This is a genomic window from Hahella sp. CR1 (assembly GCF_029813005.1).
Taxonomy (GTDB): Bacteria; Pseudomonadota; Gammaproteobacteria; order Pseudomonadales; family Oleiphilaceae; genus Hahella.
On sequence record NZ_JAPELK010000005.1, the window covers coordinates 486,691 to 504,573 of the forward strand.

Consider the following 17,883-nt stretch of genomic DNA (forward strand, 5'->3'; position numbering starts at 1 on the left):
ATAATCGACTTCTGTAAATTCGGCGGCCCAAGGGGCTGGCGGTTGCTGAATCGTGGGCGATGACTAAACTGATTTAAGGGAACCTTCATATGACGCCCGTATTGTTTTGATGCAAAACAACAAACGCCAACACCCCCGTTATTCGCTGCAACATGAGGCGCTTATCGTGGCCAAAGGGTTCACCCCTGCTTCCTGCGGGGTGGCCAACATTTGTGCTGGCGGTATGTTGTTGTCCGATATTGATTCGGAGAAGCTGGCCCATCATTTGAGGGAAAAGCCCGACTGCCGGGTGGAAGTACATATTTTCTGCCAATACAACGGTAGTGAGCATCATCTCCGGTTGCTGGCCGACACCCGCAGGGTGGAGGGGCGTAAAGTGGGGATTGAGTTTCTGCAGTCCCAGCCGCAGCTGGTGGAAATGATGCTCAAGATCCGGCAAAGCGCGCCCAACATGCCTTCCTATACTACCCGCAGCAAACGACAGAAGCTGAAGGAATGGTTTGAGAATGCGGCGGAACGCCTCATCGGCAACATGCTGGAAACATTCTTCACCAATATCGAAACTGAGTTGAATACCCGCATCGCCTCCAGCGCGGTGTTGCGTGACATCAACGCGTTCAGGGACGCGAAAGTCCTGTTTACCCAGGGACGCAAAAAATTCAAAAAAGATTTCATCGAGCATTGGCATCAGGAACTGGATTTACTCTTTGGCACCCGGCCTATGGGTGAATGGACGTCCAGCGAGCTGGAGTTAGTGGATAAGACGCAGTTCGAGGACTGGCTGGAAGTGCAGATGGTGGCGACCGCAGTGGCGAACCGACAGCGCACCCGTCTGTTCATGTTGAACCAGATGCTCAGTCAGGTATCCGGTAAGGATATTGATGACCGCTGGAACCCGATTGGACCGGCGGTGCTTTGTCAGTGCCTGCATTACGCAGTGAACTCTCTGCAGACGCCGGATCCAGCGAAGCCGGTGCTCTATCTGGCGTTTGAACGTTTGCTTTCGCGGGAATTGGGAGATTCTTCCGACGAATTTATTGATATGTTCAAGTCGCATGGTCTTAAAGCCGTACCCTTGGATCAGATGCGTACGAACTGGTCTGAAGGCCGCGCCAAACAGCGCTCGCCGGAACCAAAAGTCATCGAAGGAGCCGCTTCGGATCTGGATAGTTTGGATTTCTCTCAAGACGCCCCTGTCGCTTCAGCGCCTTTGCATCCCAGAATGCGCGCGCCTCGCGGCAGCATCCTCAGTCTGGTCAGGATGCAGCGCGGAGGGTATACGCCTTCTCGAGGCGTGTCAGAGCCCGGCGCGGACTACGAGTATGGCGCAACCCAGCTTCTGCAGGATTTGCAGCAAAACCAGCGCGAACTCTTAGGTTCTCTGGCGCAGCAGGATGGAACCATTCGGGAAGTAGTCGAGATTATGGCGGAAGGCGGGCGTGTGCATATGCCTTCCGATTCGCAGGAAGTCTGGGATCGCGTTGATCTGGTTGACCGTATTTTCGCGCCCCTTTCCTCGCGTAATATGCCGACAGAATTGAAAGGGCTGATCAACCAGCTGCGTATGCCGTTGCTGTTTTTGCTGCTGAAAGACAGCTCTTTCCTGGATGACAGCCGCCATCCCGCCCGCAGCGTGCTCAACCATTTTATGGCTCTGGCTTCCGCAGACCGGGTATCCAGCAAGAGCCTGGAAAAAGTACTCAATGAAGTCATTGATGAGCTTTCCGCTGGCCGGTTGGATGCGGCGTTGCTGGAGTCGGTCTCCACCCGGCTGGAGCAACTGGTGGAGCGGCAGGAGCGCGCCTTCGTTCGCAACGCGGAACGCATCGCCAAGACCTGTGAGGGTCGCGACCGCCTGAAGCGGGCGCGTAAGGCGGTCTCTCGACGCATCAGCACTTTATTGGCGGGCGCCCAGGTGGCGGATGTTGTACTGGAGTTGCTGGCGGCGGGATGGGAAAACTTTATGGTGCTGGCGCTGCTGAAAGAAGGCGGCGATAGCGACAGCGTAGCGGACTACTTCGCCGTTATTGAGCAGTTGCACGACTGGCTTGGTAAGGATAATGACAGCGAGGACCTGGCGTTTGAGCGCGAGCTTGAAGGTCCCGCTATGCTGGATTTGATTGAAAAAGAACTGGCCAGCAGCCCGGACCCCCAGAAGGCCTCCGCCGTTTGCAAAAAGTTACGCGCCATATTTGCAGATGATTTGGCGGTTACTTACACTTTGGTCGCCGCTTACCCCACTACCGAGGAAGCCGATGAAATCGGCGCTGAGAGCGATTCTGAGCTGGCGGAACGCTGGCAGGAAAGAGCGCACCAGTTGCAGGTGGGGGATTGGGTGGAAATGTGCGAGGCGGATACTTCTCAACGCATGCGTCTGGTGTGGGTTGGTGAGGATGCTTATAAATTTGTCTTTCTAACCCCCCAGGGTTTACATGAGGTGCACTTGGACTATAGCGATTTGGTGACAAAGATGGATCGGGGGCAGCTTGCGCGTGTGCAAGAGGGAGAAGTACCTTTTGTCGACCAAAGCCTTTACTCAATCGTCCAGGACCTCTACCACAAGATGGCCATTCAGGCCGTTCACGACCCGCTTACCGGGTGCATGCACCGGCACGAATTCGAAAAGCAACTGCAGTATCTCTCCACCTGGGTGAAAAACAACGACGAAACTGCGGCGCTGATCGTTTTTGATATTGATCAGTTTGGCGCAATCAACAGCAACTACGGCAACGCCATTGGCGACCGGCTACTGCGCGACTTCAGCCTGCTGGTCGATAGCTGGCTGGATGAGTTGCGTATTGAACTTAAGTTGGGACGTATCGGCGGCAATGAGTTCGCCCTTTTGGTTTCTCCTGCAAGCCAGGATGTCGCGTTGGACGCGGCGGAGCGAGTCTGCAAGCAGTTTTCCAAACATCGCTTTGAAGCTGGGGAAGGGCACTTCTCCGCAGCGCTCAGTGTCGGCGTCGTCATGATTAATGGCTCCAGCACTGACGCCAGCGCCTTATTGAATCACGCCAGTCTGGCGTGCCGCTCCGCCAAGCGCGCGGGCGGCAGCCGGGTAAAACTGTTCCTGGAAGAGGACCGCGATCAGGTATTCCAGCAGGAAGTCCTGCATTGGGTTTCCCGGATAGATCAGGCGATAGACGATTGCGATCTGTGGTTACGCGCACAGCGTATTCAGTCGATGGATAAATCCAGCGATGAGCATTTCTATGAAATTTTGCTGGGTCTGAACGATCAGAACGGCAAACCGATTTCTCCTGCCGCCTTTATCGAGGCGGGAGAGCGTTATAAGCGCTCCATATACATTGATCGCTGGGTGGTGGATAACGTGCTGGCCTGGATGCGCGCCAATCCCGCCAAGCTGGAAAATATGGGCGGTTTCACCATCAACCTGTCAGGACATTCGCTCAGTGACGACGGCTTCCTGGAGTTTCTTGAAGGCCACTTCCGCAAAGGCGGCTTTCCTGCACAGAAAGTGTGTTTCGAAATCACTGAAACCGCTGCGGTCGCCAGTCTGCACTACACCGCTGACTTTATCCGTGAACTGAAACGCACGGGCTGCCGCTTCGCCCTGGATGATTTCGGTACGGGCTTCTCTTCCTACGCCTATTTGCAAAGTTTGCCCGTAGACTTTCTTAAGATTGACGGTGTGTTTGTCCGCGATATACACGAGAACATGACCAACTACGCTATGGTGCGCTCCATTAATGAGCTGGGACGTTTCATGGGCATGGCGACAATCGCCGAGTGCGTGGAGAGCGTGGAAGTGCTCGAAGCCTTGAGTGAAATTGGCGTGGACTGGGTGCAAGGATATATCGTTGGTAAACCGGTTCCATTGTTGGATCTTTAACCCCCGCCTTACTACATTTTCTTCTTAGTTTGCGGTATCCCCCCTATATTTTGTGTTCTGCGCTTTTGTGACGGGATGTGAGGTTTTGCGTTATGACGACTGGCCTCAATCCCTTGTCCGCCAATGCTTACAGAAAATCACAGTTTGATACAAAATTCTTCTCATAGAACATTTGCAGAGTTTCATGGCTCAACTATAAATAGGTTGAAAATTCCCAGAGGACATAACAACAAAGGATAGCGACCACCTACTCTGTCTTTTGGAGGTAACCCCATGAGCGACATTGATAACGACGACTTTGAGGAACTGGAGCCGACCTACGATTCCGGTGCGGCTGATTCTGATGATGAGGGCCCTGCTGTTAAACAGGCGGCGGATTCAGAGTCTCAGTCGCTTGCTATAAAAAACAAGATTCGGGAGCAATTGCATAGCGATATTGAAGCCTTCCTTCAACGTGGAGGTCAGGTGCAAACCATCGCTAACGATGTGCGCGCGGATCCGCCTCGAAAACCGGATATGCAGTACGGCAGCAACCCTATTTAACGATATGGTTGTGTGGCGAAATGAGGCCCGTTTCGATGCCAGGTAGGCGTCGGACGGGTGACTCGGCGATTACGGGTTTTGCTATTAAGTCTTTGTTCTGATTGTCAATAATATTCCCCCTCCTTGCTTTTCTTTAATTCCTTGCCTGAGACCTGCGTCACGCTATTGCTGTGAGATTTTTCCTTCTTTATACTCTCCCTTCGCAGCGTGCACTCATCAAATAATAAATTGCGTTGAAAACAAGATAATAATAAGGAAAACACAATGGACGTCCTGATTCTGCTTATGGGCCTTACGCTCATTACTGCAGGGTGGGTCCTGATATGGGAGTTCACCCGGTTTCTCCACTGCGCTTACGCCGTTCAAGGGCGCGTCGTCTCGCTTGAGCCCGGTTATGGCATGCGTAAAAAAATCGCGCAGCCAGGCAAAGCGTCATATAGCTTTTTTCCTGTTATCGAATATCAATGGCAAGGCGATAGAATTCGCTTCACTTCTCTTGACGATAAATGTATCGCTGGTCTGCAGATTGGCGACCAAGTTCAACTCTCGTTCTCCCGCTCTCGTCGCAAGCACACTCGTATCGGCCGTCTAGTGGCGCTGATGATCGCCTCAATGACCATGCTGGTCGCCGGTATTCTTGGTGGCGCTATGCTGTTAGGGCAACAGGTGGACGTGTTGCATATCCTGCTGGGGTCGGTGGTGCTGGCAATTTGCCTGTTTATCATTGTGCTCTACCTGCGTCAGCAGGATGAAACCGCTGCGGACAGTGTTCATCACGTGCGCCGTCGCGTGCTTAACTGCGTGTTTTTGCAGGAGCCCACCAATGTATGTCATTGGCGCGCTTTATTTACCAATCGCAGACAGCGTCGCCGCATTTGGGCGTCCCGGGTGCTGGGTGGAGGCTGTCTGGCGACGGGAGCATTTCTGTTCGCGGCCGCTTTTTTCCTTGGCGGCGCTGGATTGGCCCCGCAATTATCGGGCGGCGAGTTCACAGCGGATGCCGAGTTTGTTCAACCTGCGACAAGCCGCGTCGTGCAGCATACGGTGATTAGAAACTAGCTCTTATAGGGGCGCTAACTGAGTTGGAGGAGGGCGGCTCTTTCTCGGTTTGCCGAGCGCCGCCCAAACTGCCTCCGCACTAAACTTCGTTGTTGCTTTGCCCTAATGCAGAGTTCATATCGGTGTCGCTCTTGCGCCTCCAGCGGTGCCATTTCTCCAGCCATTGCAACGCTTTTTGCGGCGCGTGCGCGCGTTTCCACTCGCCAGCGGCGTATTTATTGGTTTCTGACAAAGTCGGGTAGATGTGGATAACCCCCAGGATTTTGTTGAGGCCAATGCCATGCTTCATTGCGGTGATGTACTCCGTAATCAGCTCGCCCGCATGGTAGCCGACGATAGTGGCGCCGAGGATTTTGTCTTTTCCGGGGACGGTCAATACTTTGATAAATCCATGTGCTTCACTGTCGGCGATGGCGCGGTCCAGGTCGTCAATGCCATAACGGGTGACTTCGTAGGGAATATTGCGAGCGATAGCGTCTTGCTCATTCAATCCAACGCGCGCGACCTCGGGGTCAGTGAAAGTCGCCCAGGGGATCACCCGGTAGTCCGCTCTGAATTTTCGAAAGACGCCAAACAGGCTGTTTACCGCTGCGTACCAGGCCTGGTGGGCGGCAGTGTGGGTAAATTGATAAGGGCCTGCGACATCGCCTGCTGCGTAGATCGTCGGTATTTCTGTCTGTAAGTACTCATTTACTCTTAGCGTTCCGTCTTTATTGACGTTTAGCTGTAGTTTTTCCAGGCCCAGATTGCTGGTGTTGGCTTTGCGCCCGACCGCCAGCAGCACTTTATCGAAGGCGAGTTCTATTTCCTCTCCGTCTTTTTCACAGACCAACAAGCTGTTTCCAGAAGCGTCTCGCTTGAATGCTTTTGCGCTATAGCCCAAGCGCAAGTCAACGCCCTCGTTACGAAAACGCGCCTCCACCGCTGCGGATACATCCGCATCTTCTCTTGGCATCAGTCGAGGGGACATGTCCAGTTGCGTGACCTTGACGCCCAGGCGATGAAACGCCTGGGTGAGTTCGCAGCCAATAGGCCCTCCGCCAATGATCAGTAGACGCTCTGGCTTGTCGCGCAGGCTCCAGATTGTATCGGAGGTGTAATACTCCACTGAGTCCAGGCCCGGGATTGGCGGGATAAATGGGCGCGCGCCGGTTGCGATGACGATATTGCGAGTAGTCAAAACCTGCCCGTTTACCTTTACCCGGTAAGGATCGAGGATAGTCGCTTCGCCTTCGAGGCACTCAACGCCCAGGTCAGTGTAACGCTGCACGGAGTCGTGAGGCTCAACCTGCTTGATCACGGACTGCACGCGTTCCATGACGGCGGCGAAATCCACGGTAGGGCTACTGGTTTGCACGCCAAACTCGCCAGCGCGCTCGACATAATTGGCGATCTTTGCTGACCTGATTAACGCTTTGCTGGGCACGCATCCCGTGTTCAGGCAGTCTCCACCCATTTTGTGCTTTTCAATAAGGGTGACTTTGGCTTTTACCGCCGCAGCGATGTAGGACGTCACCAGCCCCGCCGCGCCGGCGCCAATAACCACCAGATTACGATCAAAGTGAGCTGGCTTATCTACCCCCGCCAAGGCTTTGCGCGCCTTCAGCGCGTCCAGGATGCGTCGGGCGATAAAAGGAAATATTCCCAGCAGTACGAAAGATGCAATCAGTCCTGGAGTCAAAATACCTGAAGCGGATTGCACTTGTCCGAGTTGAGTGCCTGCGTTGACGTACACAATGGTGCCGGGGAGCATGCCTAACTGACTGACCCAGAAAAAAGTGCGGGTTTTAATTGGCGTCAGCCCCATAACAAGATTAATGACGAAAAACGGAAATAGCGGCACCAACCGGAGCCCAAACAAGTACATCGCCCCCTCTCGCTCGACGCCGGCGTTAATAGCTTGCAGCGAGTCGCCGAATCTGCCCTGCACCCAGTCGCGCAGGGAAAGACGAGAAACTAAAAAGGCGACGGTGGAGCCGATTACGCTGGCGAATGACACCAGTAAGGTCCCTTCGAACAGTCCGAAAACAGCGCCGCCAACCAGGGTTAAAACAGTCGCCGCCGGCAAAGACAGGCCTGTAACCACCACATAGACGACAAAATATATGGCGGCGGCGGTGAACGGATTGGCTGTGGTGTAGGCGGATATCGCCTCCCGTTGCTCCGCAAAATACTCGAGGCTGAAGTAGCGGTTGAGATCGAACAGGAAAAATGCGCCGATCAGCAACGCCAACAGCAATAACAGGCCAAGTCTTTTTGCTTTCATGTCTTATTTCCGAAACCCAAAGGCGTTAAAAAGTCAGTGATGAAATAGACCTCGTACTGAGGAGAATAGTTCAATTTATCTTGCCTGAAATCCCTTCTCTGAGGTGAGGAAATGGCGTGGCGCTCATGAAAACAAAGGCTTATCATGATGCGATAAATTTTCTGACAGCATAGAGGGCGATTACGTGGCATTTACCCCCCGTCAATATCCGGCTGTGCGCATGAGACGCATGCGTTACGATAACTTTTCCCGTCGACTGATGCGCGAGACCACGCTTACCGTCGATGACCTGATCTACCCGATGTTTGTTCTTCCTGGCCAGGAGAAGGCGCAGAAGATTGATTCTATGCCAGGAATTGAGCGGGTCAACGTCGAGGATTTGTTGCGTGAGGCGGAGGAACTGGTGGGCTTGGGGATTCCCGCTATCGCTTTGTTTCCTGTGATCCCGGCTGCTGGCAAAAGCGAGAATGCGGCGGAGGCCTATAATCCTGAAGGACTGGTCCCGACAGCGGTACGGGCGCTTAAAAGTCGTTTTCCCGAACTGGGCGTGATCACCGATGTGGCCCTGGACCCTTACACCACGCATGGGCAGGACGGCCTGATTAACGACAAAGGTTATGTGCTCAATGATGAGACTGTAGAAGTACTTGTCAAACAAGGCCTTACCCATGCTGAAGCGGGCGCGGACGTCGTAGCTCCGTCGGATATGATGGACGGACGCATCGGCGAGTTGCGCAGCGCTTTGGAAAAACAAAGCTATATTAATACAAGGATACTCGCTTATTCGGCGAAGTATGCGTCCGCTTATTATGGGCCATTCCGTGACGCGGTCGGCTCGGCGGCCAATCTGGGGAAAAGCGATAAATACAGCTATCAGATGGACCCCGCCAACAGCGATGAGGCCATGCAGGAAATCGCGCTGGATTTGGCCGAAGGCGCTGACATGATCATGGTCAAGCCTGGTATGCCCTACCTCGATATAGTGCGTCGAGCCAAATCCGAGTTTCAGGTTCCGACATTTGTATATCAGGTCAGCGGCGAATACGCCATGCATATGGCGGCGGCCCAGCAGGGCTGGTTGAACGAGACCGCGGTGATGATGGAGTCGCTGACCTGCATCAAGCGCGCCGGCTCCGATGGGATTTTGACCTATTTCGCCAAGAAGGCGGCGCAACATTTAAAACAGACATAACCAACAAACGCTTAAGGATTACAGTTTCATGAGTACCGATTCGACAACGGTTGCCGTTAATGATGTGTTAGAAGGGGAGGCTGACTCCTCACAGGTCCCTGTGATAGACCTGAACAGTTCCGAGTATTTCTTCAACCGTGAACTGAGCCATCTGCAGTTTAACGCCCGAGTGTTGAATCAGGTCTTGGATTCTTCCCACCCGCTGCTGATGAGGCTGATGTTTTCATGCATCTTCAGCAGCAACATGGACGAATTTTTCGAGATTCGTGTGGCGGGCCTTAAGCAACAGATCAAATATGGACGGGAAACGGTCGGCGCTGATGGTATGTCGCCGGCGCAGACCTTACAGCACATCGCTGAGCAGGCGCACAAGCTGGTCGAGCAGCAATACAGTGAGCTGAACGATGTGATGATTCCCGCTCTGGAGCAGGAGAACATCTTCTTTCTACGCCGTGCGGACTGGACGCCGACCCAGCGGGATTGGGTGGCCCAGTATTTCGAGCGCGAATTGCTGCCAGTCATCAACCCTATCGGACTGGACCCCAGCCACCCCTTTCCCCGTCTGGTCAATAAGAGCCTGAACTTTATCGTTGAGCTGGACGGCAAAGACGCTTTTGGTCGTGAGACAGGCATGGCGATCGTCCCGGCTCCGCGTTCGTTGCCAAGATTGGTGCGGTTACCAGACGAAGTCTGCGAAGGCGGCGATAACCTGATTTTCCTTTCTTCCGTCATTCACGCTCATGCCGACGACCTGTTCCCTGGTATGACGGTGAAGGGCATGTACCAGTTCCGCATTACTCGTAACGCGGACTTGGTGCTGGAAGAAGACGATATGGAGGACTTGGCGCAGGCATTGCGCGGGGAGCTGCTCAGCCGTCGTTTTGGCGATGCGGTGCGGTTAGAGGTGGCGGATAACTGCCCTGAGGAACTGGTGCAGTTTCTGTTGCAAGAGTTTGGTCTGACGGAGACGGAGTGTTATCGCGTTGCTGGCCCGGTAAACCTGACGCGTTTGCTTGCCGTAAATGACTTCGTTAATCGGCCTGATCTGCAATACCCAGGATTCACCCCAGGGTTGCCCAAAGAAATGCGGCATAAAGAAAACCTGTTCGAGGTCGTCGCTAAGCAGGATATCCTGCTGCTGCATCCATTTCAGAGTTTTACGCCGGTCATTGACCTGCTGCGTCAGGCTGCGAAAGATCCTAACGTGCTGGCCATTCGCCAGACGCTGTATCGCTCCGGCAGCCAGTCTGAAATAGTTGCGGCGTTGGCGGATGCGGCTCGTCGCGGCAAGGAAGTGACGGCGGTTATCGAACTGCGCGCCCGTTTTGACGAGGCGGAAAACTTGGAGCTGGCGAGCCGCCTGCAGGAGGCGGGGGTGATTGTGGTATACGGCGTGGTGGGCTTTAAAACTCACGCCAAAATGATTTTGATTGTCCGTCGCGAGGAAGGTCAGCTTCGGCGCTATGTGCACCTCGGCACCGGCAACTACCACGCCAGCAACGCCAGACTTTACACTGACTACAGCCTGCTGACCGCGGAGAACGCCCTGTGCGAGGATGTGCATAGGATATTCCTGCAGCTGACCGGAATGGGCAAAGCGCTCAAAATCAGGAAGCTGTTCCATGCGCCGTTCACGTTGCATGACAAATTGCTTGGACTGATCAGTCGTGAAGCGGAAAACGCCAAAGCGGGCAAAGAGGCGTATATCCTCGCCAAGTTCAATGCGTTGACCGAACCTAAAGTTATCACGGCCCTGTATGAAGCGTCCCAGGCCGGGGTGCGTATTGATCTGCTTATTCGCGGCATTTGCTGCTTGCGTCCGGGGATTCCCGGCGTGTCTGAAAATATTCAGGTGCGTTCAGTTGTCGGGCGTTTTCTGGAACATACGCGCGCCTTTTATTTCCACAATCATGGCAAGTATGAAGTGTACGCTTCCAGCGCGGATTGGATGGTGCGCAATCTGTTGAATCGGGTGGAGACCTGTTTCCCCATCGAGCGAAAAGAGTTGGCGGAGCGTATCAAAAGTGAGCTGGACGCCTATTTGCGGGATAACTCCAACGCCTGGCTTCTACAGCCGGATGGCTCCTATGAGCGCAAGGTGATGGAAGAGGGTGAAGAGCGCTTCAACGCCCAGAACTTTTTGCTTACTCAGCTGGCTTCCGTCTAGGAAGCCCTCTCCGTAATTTCCAGGAGCACTTTTATGTCTCAGCAGGCAGGATTTTCTGCAGGCGCGCGATTTTTAATTACCCTGGCGGCGTTTATCGTTGTCGTCGCCGGTATTAAGCAGGCGGAGTCTATTGTCTCTGTTTTTCTGCTTTCCGCTTTTTTCGCCATCTTGTGTACGCCGCCCTTTGTCTTCCTTCAGTCCAAGGGCGTACCCGCCTGGCTTTCATTAATACTGGTGCTGGTGGGAATCACCTGCGCGCAGTTGCTGGTAGTGAGCGTCATTGCTTCGTCATTGGCGGACTTTAAGGAAAACCTGGACTTTTACCAGGAGCGCCTGCAAGGGATTAGCGGGGAGTTTATTAATTGGTTGAGCTCACTGGGGATACATATCTCGCAGGGAGTTGTGAAGAATTACTTCAACCCTGGCTCGCTGCTCAAGACCGCCGTGAATATGCTGGGAGGACTAGGGGGCGTGTTGTCCAACGCGTTTCTCATTGTTTTGACCGTAATTTTTATGGTGTTTGAGGCTACGGTGCTGCCCAATAAGCTACATCGCGCCTTTGAGGGACGCATGGCTTTTGAGCGTATGGACTTGTTTCTCGACAACGTAAAACGTTACATGTCGATAAAGACCATCATCAGTCTGGTGACGGGATTAACAGTTTGGATCATGTTGTTGGCGTTGGGAGTGGATTATGCGCTGCTATGGGCGGTGCTGGCGTTGCTGTTCAACTTTATCCCTAATATTGGGTCGATCATCGCGGCGATCCCCGCTGTGCTGCTGGCTTTGATCCAACTGGGACCGGGTCATGCGGCTATCGCCGGCGCGGGCTATGTCGTGATCAATGTGGTGATGGGGAATATTATCGAGCCCAAGTTCATGGGGCGTGGATTGGGCCTGTCTACGCTGGTGGTGTTTCTGTCATTGGTATTCTGGGGATGGATACTGGGGCCGGTGGGGATGCTGCTATCCGTTCCGTTAACCATGATGTTGAAGATTGCGTTGGACTCCAGCGAAGAAACCCGCTGGATGTCCATTCTGATGGGGTCTGAAAGCGAAGGCGAATGAACCAGGCCTGTTCAGCCGCCGGGCTCAATAAGCACGCCGCCTGTGTTCAGGCGCTGTAGTTCACGCTGGCGCTCCTGACTAAACTGGAGCGCGCGGTCCATTTTTTCATTATAGAGTTCCAGCCACGTGCGAGATCCCGGCACCATGCGCGCCAGATCGTACATCCCTTCTTTGACGCCGCGAATAAACTCCTGGTAGCTCGCTTCCTGCTTCAGCAACAGGCGCTGAAAAGCGGGGGCGCTGCCGTTTGCAATGGAGGTTTTAATAGTGGGAATCTCGGCATTCAGGGCTGCGACCTGCTCGCGGGTCGCCTGGAGTTCCTGTCGCAGCTCCTGCACTTTGTTTTGCAGATCAGTGATTTCCGCCGTTTTTGCGGAATCGCCTCCGCTGTCCATGGCACTGATAATGGAGACGGTGATAGTGACGGATAAGGTCACGACGATCAGCATGGCGAGTAACAGCAAGAAAAAGCGGTTCAGCGACATGCTTTTCTCAAGCAGCGTCAGCCGTTGTGCTTCGGTCATTTGTTCGTCTTCCGCTTCTTTTTCTCGCTCACGGGTAGCCATGATCTATCTCCAGCAAAAACACAATGATGAGACGGCTTCGCCGTTTGGAAATACATTTCCAGTTTATAAGTTTAGCTCACATTGCTTAAAGATGTCGTGAACTAATAAAGGTAAGTCCTTTATATCAGGTAAAAACAAGTAAAAGAGAGTGAGGATATATTGCCGAACTTATATAGAAAGGGGATGAGTAGATAAAGGTGGGGACGGACAGTTATGCGTCCGTCCCGGTAAGCATATTAAGCGGGCGTGTTGCCTGTCAGTTTGTAATATTTCGTCATCAGTTCCTCTTCGGTTTCCACCTTGTTAGGGTCCAGAGGAATACAGTCGACAGGGCATACCTGCTGGCACTGTGGTTCGTCATAGTGGCCGACGCACTCAGTGCATTTGCTGGGGTCGATAATATATATTTCTTCGCCCGGCGAAATCGCTTCATTCGGGCATTCCGGCTCGCATACATCACAGTTGATGCAGTCGTCCGTAATCATTAGCGCCATAAGGTACCTCATGCTTGTCGGACAGGGTGGCCGCCGCCACTCTTTTATTGCCCTATCCGACTATACAGTGCTCTAGAAACATGCCGATTGTATCAAAAACACTACCCTGGAATCACTTGCGCAATGCGAATTGTTGTTGCAAGGCCTTAGAGACGATTGGATCTACAAACTCCGTCACATCGCCGCCCAGCACAGCGATTTCTCTGATAAGCGTAGAGGAGATGTAGGAAAGGTGGTTGGCAGGGGTCAGAAATAGGCTTTCTACGTTTGGAGCCAGCTTGCGGTTCATATCGGCGAGTTGGAACTCATACTCAAAATCGGACACGGCGCGCAGCCCGCGGAGAATGATATTGGCCTGGTTTTGTTGTACGAAATCCGCTAACAGGTTGCTGAACCCTTTTACATCTACGTTGGAGAACGGCTTGACGACCTGACGCACCAGGTCCACCCGCTCTTCCAGTGAAAACAGAGGATTCTTTTTCGGGCTGGCTGCAACGGCCACCACCACTTTATCGAAGATGCGCGAAGCGCGGGCGATCAAGTCTTTATGACCATTGGTGATAGGGTCAAAGGTGCCTGGGTAGATAACGGTATTCATAGACGGAAGATTCCGGCGTCAGCTAAAGAGGTGTTATGGGGTTAAGTGGGCGCATAGCCTATACGGCGCGCAATTCGCGTATAGGCTACGCGCCCTGAAGGCGCGGCGCAAGTTGAGTCGCTGGAGGCGTCTATCGGCGAACGTTCGGCTGCTCCTGCTAACGCAGGAACAGCTTGTATACCAATTGATGCAGCAGTGTGCCATGGGGGGGAAAGATGATTTTTCCGCTGTGGAAGCGCTGCTTTGTATGCACGGCTTTGTGGTTGGAGAAGGTGAGAAAGCCTTCCTTGCCGTGATAGTGCCCCATGCCAGACTCGCCGATGCCGCCAAACGGAAGGTCGTCCTGGGCGAAGTGCACTAGCGTATCGTTGATGCAGACGCCGCCTGCGTGAGTACGCTCCAGCAAATGTTTCTGCTCGCTTTTCTTGTAGCCGAAGTAATAGAGCGCCAAAGGGCGAGGACGGTTGTTAATGTAGCGAATGGCGTCATCGATGGAGTGGTAGGGAACTATCGGCAACAGAGGTCCGAATATTTCCTCCTGCAACACTTTCATCTCTGGCGTGGCGTTGATAATCAGCGTCAATGGGAGTTTGCGGGTGCCGCGGCTGAAATCTTCATTGGCCGGATTCAATTCAATCAATGTAGCGCCTTTGTCCTCCGCATCTTTTAAATAGCCGCAAAGACGTTTGTGTTGGCGATCGTTGATAATCGCGGTGTAGTCCGGGTTGTCCTTCAATGTTGCATACAGCTTGCGAAACTTTTCCCTGAAGGCGTCTATAAAAGGCTCGACCTTATCCTCAGGACACAAGACATAATCCGGCGCAATGCAGGTTTGGCCGGCGTTAAAGGCTTTACCGAATGCGATACGCTCCGCTGCGTCAGTAATCGGAAGGTTTTTCGAGATGACTGCGGGAGACTTGCCGCCTAGTTCAAGCGTCACGGGCGTCAGGTTTTCCGCCGCGGCGCGCATGACCATGCGTCCGACAGTAGTGGAGCCAGTGAATATCAGGTGGTCAAATGGCTGGCGAGAGAACTCGGCGGCGACATCCGCTTCACCAACGATTACGGAAACCAGATCCTCGCTAAAGGTGTTGGCCATGAGGTCCTGGAATACCTGGGAAGTGCGCGGCGTATACTCGGACATTTTTATCATCGCCCGATTGCCTGCCGCTAATGCGGTAATAAGAGGACCAACCGCCAGGTTGAGAGGATAATTCCAGGGAACGATGACGCCTACCACGCCCAGCGCTTGGTAGTGGACTGAATTTTCGGAACCGAAAAACAGTAGGCCAACCTGCCGGCGGGAGGGTTTCATCCAGGATTTAAGGTGCTTCAGCGTATAGTTGATGCCTTGAATGGCGGGCATAAACTCCGCTAAAAGCGTTTCGTCGCGAGAGCGGGAGGAAAAGTCTTCATTAATGGCGTCAAGCAACGCCTCTTGATTGTTCAGCAACGCTTTTTTCAAGCGAATCAAGGTGTCGCGCCGCACTTCGTAACTGGGATTGGGGTCGTGGTCAAACGCGCGCTTTTGCGCTTGATACGCCCGGTGCAGGTGCTGAATTTCTTTTTTGCTAGTTGTGATCGTGAGAACGTCCGCCGCCATTATCGCCTCCTGGGCGTCTTGCCCCATGGTGCTGATTTTTGTTTTTCTACGCTTGCATCAGTGGTTATATTTTTAGAGTATATACTCTAGGTGTCAAGGCCTGGATGTGTAGAAGGAACTATTCATAATGAAAGCCGCCGGTTTGGATCAGAGCAGTCGTAATGAACACTAGAGAAAAGATAATTTTAGCCAGTCTGGATTTATTTAATGAGCGCGGAGAACGCAATATCACTACTAATCATATCGCCTCTCACTTAGGCATCTCTCCGGGCAATCTCTATTATCACTTCCGCAATAAAACGGACATTATTTACGAGATTTTTTTACAGTATCAGCTGCTGGTCGATCACTATCTACAAGCCCCGGAGGGGCGGCCTCTGACTGTTGAGGATCAGTTTGATTATCTTGAGTCAGTATTCGATGGCTTATGGAGCTACCGCTTTTTCCATCGGGATCTGGAGCATTATCTTGAGTCAGATGAGCGCTTGAAGGCTGACTATCGTAAATTCACGCAGCGCTGTATCGGCAGTGTGGTGAATATCATCAGGGGAATGGAGCTGTCTGGTATTTTAAGGCCGGTTTCCGACCACTTGCGTCGATCTCTGGCTTTAAATGTCTGGCTGGTGGTGACGAACTGGATGTCGTTTCTAAAAACCGCCGCAGGCGAAGAGAGCGCCTTGATCCGTAAAGACACTCTCAAGCATGGGATATATCAGGTTATTTGTCTGGAAGCGCCGTATCTGCAGCCCGCGTTTTATGATCAAGTGACCGGATTACAGCAGAATTACTCCCCCAGCGTTCTCAATGACCTGGGTCTATGAGTCGCTGGTCGTGAGATGCTTATGCTTGGGGCTCAGCGGTTTCCTCAATATCTGAAGCCGTGTCGTCAGGCGGAATAAAAAAGCGGTCCATAAATGCGTGGGCTTCTTCAACTCCCGTTTTGCTGACGGAGGAAAAGAGCTGCGCTTCGACAGGGAACTTCCAATTCTTCTTCAGCTCTTTTCTTACCTCTTGAAGCGCACTTTTGGCGGGGCCGAACTTGAGTTTGTCTGCTTTCGTTAGCAACACCAGTGTCGGCAGTCCCCGCGCTTCGCACCAGTCAAGCATGCTGCAGTCAAAGGGGCTGAGAGGATGTCGGATATCCATGACCAGGATCAAAGCGTTTAGCGTCAATCTGTGTTCTAAATAGCGCTGCAAATTGCTCCGCCACTTTTCAAGCATGGCTTTTGGTACTTTGGCGTAGCCATAACCTGGAAGATCGACCAGTCGGCAGCCTTCGCTATTCAGGGTAAAGAAGTTAATAAGCTGAGTGCGGCCCGGCGTCTTGGATGTCTTCGCCAGTTTCCCATTTTGGGTGATCGCGTTCAGAGCGCTGGATTTTCCTGCATTAGAGCGTCCGGCGAAGGCGACCTCTACGCCCATATCAGGCGGACACTGCTGCAACTGTTCTGCGCTCATAAGGAAGCGGGCGCTTTGATATGAGACGGGGCGTTTGGTGGTTTGGGTCATACCTTTAATGCTTGCAAATATTGAAAAATGAGTGGATGCAGCATCGCTTTGAGGCTGCGTTTTTGAATGACGATGTCGCGTTGTTTATTCGTTCATGTTTTGAGTGTTTTATGTATAATACCAGACCGTTTTAAGGGCGTGGAAAGATAATCCAGTTCTTTTCACGTAATTGCAGCATGCGCGAATTGGTAAAATAAGATACTGATTGTGCTTGGGGTATCTTGGATCAAAGCGCCTCAACAATGTAATTGCAAATTAAATAGGTAGCTGATGGGGTCAACAATGAGAATTTTCGTAACTGGTTTGGTGCTGGCGATGGGTATGGTTGGCCTGGCGCACGCTGAGGGAGACCCTAAGGCGGGACAGACCAAATCTGCAGTTTGCGCGGCCTGCCATGGTGCTGACGGTAACAGCGCCGTTCCCAACTTCCCCAAACTGGCGGGGCAGGGGGAGAGATATCTGATCAAACAGATTCACGATATCAAGTCCGGAAATCGCGCAGTGCCGGAAATGGCTGGATTGACAGATAACCTGTCAGACCAGGATATCGAGGATATCGCCGCATACTTCGCCAGTCAGCCTGCAACAGTCGGCTCCGCCAGTGAGGCTTCTCTAGAGAAGGGCGAGTCGCTTTATCGCGCAGGTAACGCCGCCAAAGGCATCCCCGCCTGTTCCGGTTGCCATTCTCCCAATGGTGCAGGCAACTTCCCAGCAGGATTTCCTCGTCTAAGCGGCCAGCATTCTGACTATGTCGCCAAGCAATTACAGAACTTCCGTTCTGGCGACCGCTCCAATGATGGCGAGACCCGCATCATGCGCGACATCGCCGCCAATATGAGCGATGCAGAGATCAAAGCATTAGCTAACTATATTCTGGGCCTGCACTAATCGCAGCCTGGAATATACCAGTTCGAAAAAGGCGGCTTTGGCCGCCTTTTTTGTTATCGCAGCTTGCAGCCATATTA

The 17,883-nt window shown here is 52.9% G+C and carries 14 protein-coding genes; 8 read left to right on the plus strand and 6 right to left on the minus strand.

Annotated elements, in window-relative coordinates; genetic code table 11:
- Positions 1–109 precede the first annotated feature (109 nt).
- From ONV78_RS15375 to ONV78_RS15385, 3 genes are all read left to right on the plus strand, one after another.
- Positions 110–3,853, plus strand: coding sequence for a DUF1631 family protein (locus ONV78_RS15375; RefSeq protein WP_279504328.1), 3,744 nt, complete (start codon positions 110–112; stop codon positions 3,851–3,853).
- Between the two features lie 273 nt (positions 3,854–4,126).
- Positions 4,127–4,396: a hypothetical protein gene (locus ONV78_RS15380; protein WP_279504329.1), complete on the plus strand. Its 270-nt coding sequence runs from the start codon at positions 4,127–4,129 to the stop codon at positions 4,394–4,396.
- A 264-nt stretch (positions 4,397–4,660) separates the two neighbouring features.
- Positions 4,661–5,455, plus strand: a complete 795-nt coding sequence (locus tag ONV78_RS15385) for a DUF3592 domain-containing protein (RefSeq protein WP_279504330.1) — start codon at positions 4,661–4,663, stop codon at positions 5,453–5,455.
- 79 nt (positions 5,456–5,534) lie between these two features.
- On the opposite strand, the gene ONV78_RS15390 is transcribed toward ONV78_RS15385, so the two are convergent.
- Entirely contained in the window at positions 5,535–7,721 is a 2,187-nt protein-coding gene (locus ONV78_RS15390; RefSeq protein WP_279504331.1) for an FAD-dependent oxidoreductase, read from the minus strand.
- A gap of 184 nt (positions 7,722–7,905) precedes the next feature.
- On the opposite strand from ONV78_RS15390, the gene hemB reads away from it, so the two are divergent.
- From hemB to ONV78_RS15405, 3 genes are read left to right on the plus strand one after another with little or no spacing between them, the layout of a single operon-like run.
- Positions 7,906–8,913: a porphobilinogen synthase gene (gene hemB / locus ONV78_RS15395; RefSeq protein WP_279504332.1), complete on the plus strand. Its 1,008-nt coding sequence runs from the start codon at positions 7,906–7,908 to the stop codon at positions 8,911–8,913.
- Between the two features lie 28 nt (positions 8,914–8,941).
- A complete protein-coding gene (gene ppk1, locus ONV78_RS15400) occupies positions 8,942–11,080 on the plus strand; it encodes a polyphosphate kinase 1 (protein ID WP_279504334.1) in 2,139 nt (712 codons plus the stop codon).
- A gap of 33 nt (positions 11,081–11,113) precedes the next feature.
- Entirely contained in the window at positions 11,114–12,148 is a 1,035-nt protein-coding gene (locus tag ONV78_RS15405; RefSeq protein WP_279504335.1) for an AI-2E family transporter, read from the plus strand.
- Positions 12,149–12,159: 11 nt separating this feature from the next.
- On the opposite strand, the gene ONV78_RS15410 is transcribed toward ONV78_RS15405, so the two are convergent.
- From ONV78_RS15410 to ONV78_RS15425, 4 genes are all read right to left on the minus strand, one after another.
- The gene (locus ONV78_RS15410) at positions 12,160–12,714 is read right to left on the minus strand and encodes a hypothetical protein (RefSeq protein WP_279504338.1); all 555 of its coding nucleotides are present in this window, start codon (positions 12,712–12,714) and stop codon (positions 12,160–12,162) included.
- A gap of 236 nt (positions 12,715–12,950) precedes the next feature.
- Complete coding sequence (locus tag ONV78_RS15415; protein WP_279504340.1) at positions 12,951–13,208, minus strand: YfhL family 4Fe-4S dicluster ferredoxin; 258 nt, start codon at positions 13,206–13,208, stop codon at positions 12,951–12,953.
- Between the two features lie 112 nt (positions 13,209–13,320).
- A complete protein-coding gene (coaD, locus tag ONV78_RS15420; protein WP_279504342.1) occupies positions 13,321–13,806 on the minus strand; it encodes a pantetheine-phosphate adenylyltransferase in 486 nt (161 codons plus the stop codon).
- A 157-nt stretch (positions 13,807–13,963) separates the two neighbouring features.
- A complete protein-coding gene (locus ONV78_RS15425) occupies positions 13,964–15,409 on the minus strand; it encodes a coniferyl aldehyde dehydrogenase (RefSeq protein ID WP_279504344.1) in 1,446 nt (481 codons plus the stop codon).
- 161 nt (positions 15,410–15,570) lie between these two features.
- Here ONV78_RS15425 and ONV78_RS15430 point away from each other — a divergent pair, with 161 nt between their 5' ends.
- Positions 15,571–16,230, plus strand: a complete 660-nt coding sequence (locus ONV78_RS15430) for a TetR/AcrR family transcriptional regulator (RefSeq protein ID WP_216736514.1) — start codon at positions 15,571–15,573, stop codon at positions 16,228–16,230.
- Between the two features lie 19 nt (positions 16,231–16,249).
- Here ONV78_RS15430 and yihA read toward each other — a convergent pair whose 3' ends face one another.
- Positions 16,250–16,918, minus strand: coding sequence for a ribosome biogenesis GTP-binding protein YihA/YsxC (yihA, locus tag ONV78_RS15435; RefSeq protein ID WP_216736515.1), 669 nt, complete (start codon positions 16,916–16,918; stop codon positions 16,250–16,252).
- A gap of 282 nt (positions 16,919–17,200) precedes the next feature.
- Here yihA and ONV78_RS15440 point away from each other — a divergent pair, with 282 nt between their 5' ends.
- A complete protein-coding gene (locus ONV78_RS15440) occupies positions 17,201–17,806 on the plus strand; it encodes a c-type cytochrome (protein ID WP_279504348.1) in 606 nt (201 codons plus the stop codon).
- Positions 17,807–17,883 lie beyond the last annotated feature (77 nt).

Coding starts and splice junctions, on each gene's coding strand:
- ONV78_RS15375 (WP_279504328.1), top strand. CDS start 110: ATGCAAAACAACAAACGCCAACACCCCCGTTATTCGCTGCAACATGAG.
- ONV78_RS15380 (WP_279504329.1), top strand. CDS start 4,127: ATGAGCGACATTGATAACGACGACTTTGAGGAACTGGAGCCGACCTAC.
- ONV78_RS15385 (WP_279504330.1), top strand. CDS start 4,661: ATGGACGTCCTGATTCTGCTTATGGGCCTTACGCTCATTACTGCAGGG.
- ONV78_RS15390 (WP_279504331.1), bottom strand. CDS start 7,721: ATGAAAGCAAAAAGACTTGGCCTGTTATTGCTGTTGGCGTTGCTGATC.
- ppk1 (WP_279504334.1), top strand. CDS start 8,942: ATGAGTACCGATTCGACAACGGTTGCCGTTAATGATGTGTTAGAAGGG.
- ONV78_RS15405 (WP_279504335.1), top strand. CDS start 11,114: ATGTCTCAGCAGGCAGGATTTTCTGCAGGCGCGCGATTTTTAATTACC.
- ONV78_RS15410 (WP_279504338.1), bottom strand. CDS start 12,714: ATGGCTACCCGTGAGCGAGAAAAAGAAGCGGAAGACGAACAAATGACC.
- ONV78_RS15415 (WP_279504340.1), bottom strand. CDS start 13,208: ATGGCGCTAATGATTACGGACGACTGCATCAACTGTGATGTATGCGAG.
- coaD (WP_279504342.1), bottom strand. CDS start 13,806: ATGAATACCGTTATCTACCCAGGCACCTTTGACCCTATCACCAATGGT.
- ONV78_RS15425 (WP_279504344.1), bottom strand. CDS start 15,409: ATGGCGGCGGACGTTCTCACGATCACAACTAGCAAAAAAGAAATTCAG.
- ONV78_RS15430 (WP_216736514.1), top strand. CDS start 15,571: ATGAACACTAGAGAAAAGATAATTTTAGCCAGTCTGGATTTATTTAAT.
- yihA (WP_216736515.1), bottom strand. CDS start 16,918: ATGACCCAAACCACCAAACGCCCCGTCTCATATCAAAGCGCCCGCTTC.
- ONV78_RS15440 (WP_279504348.1), top strand. CDS start 17,201: ATGAGAATTTTCGTAACTGGTTTGGTGCTGGCGATGGGTATGGTTGGC.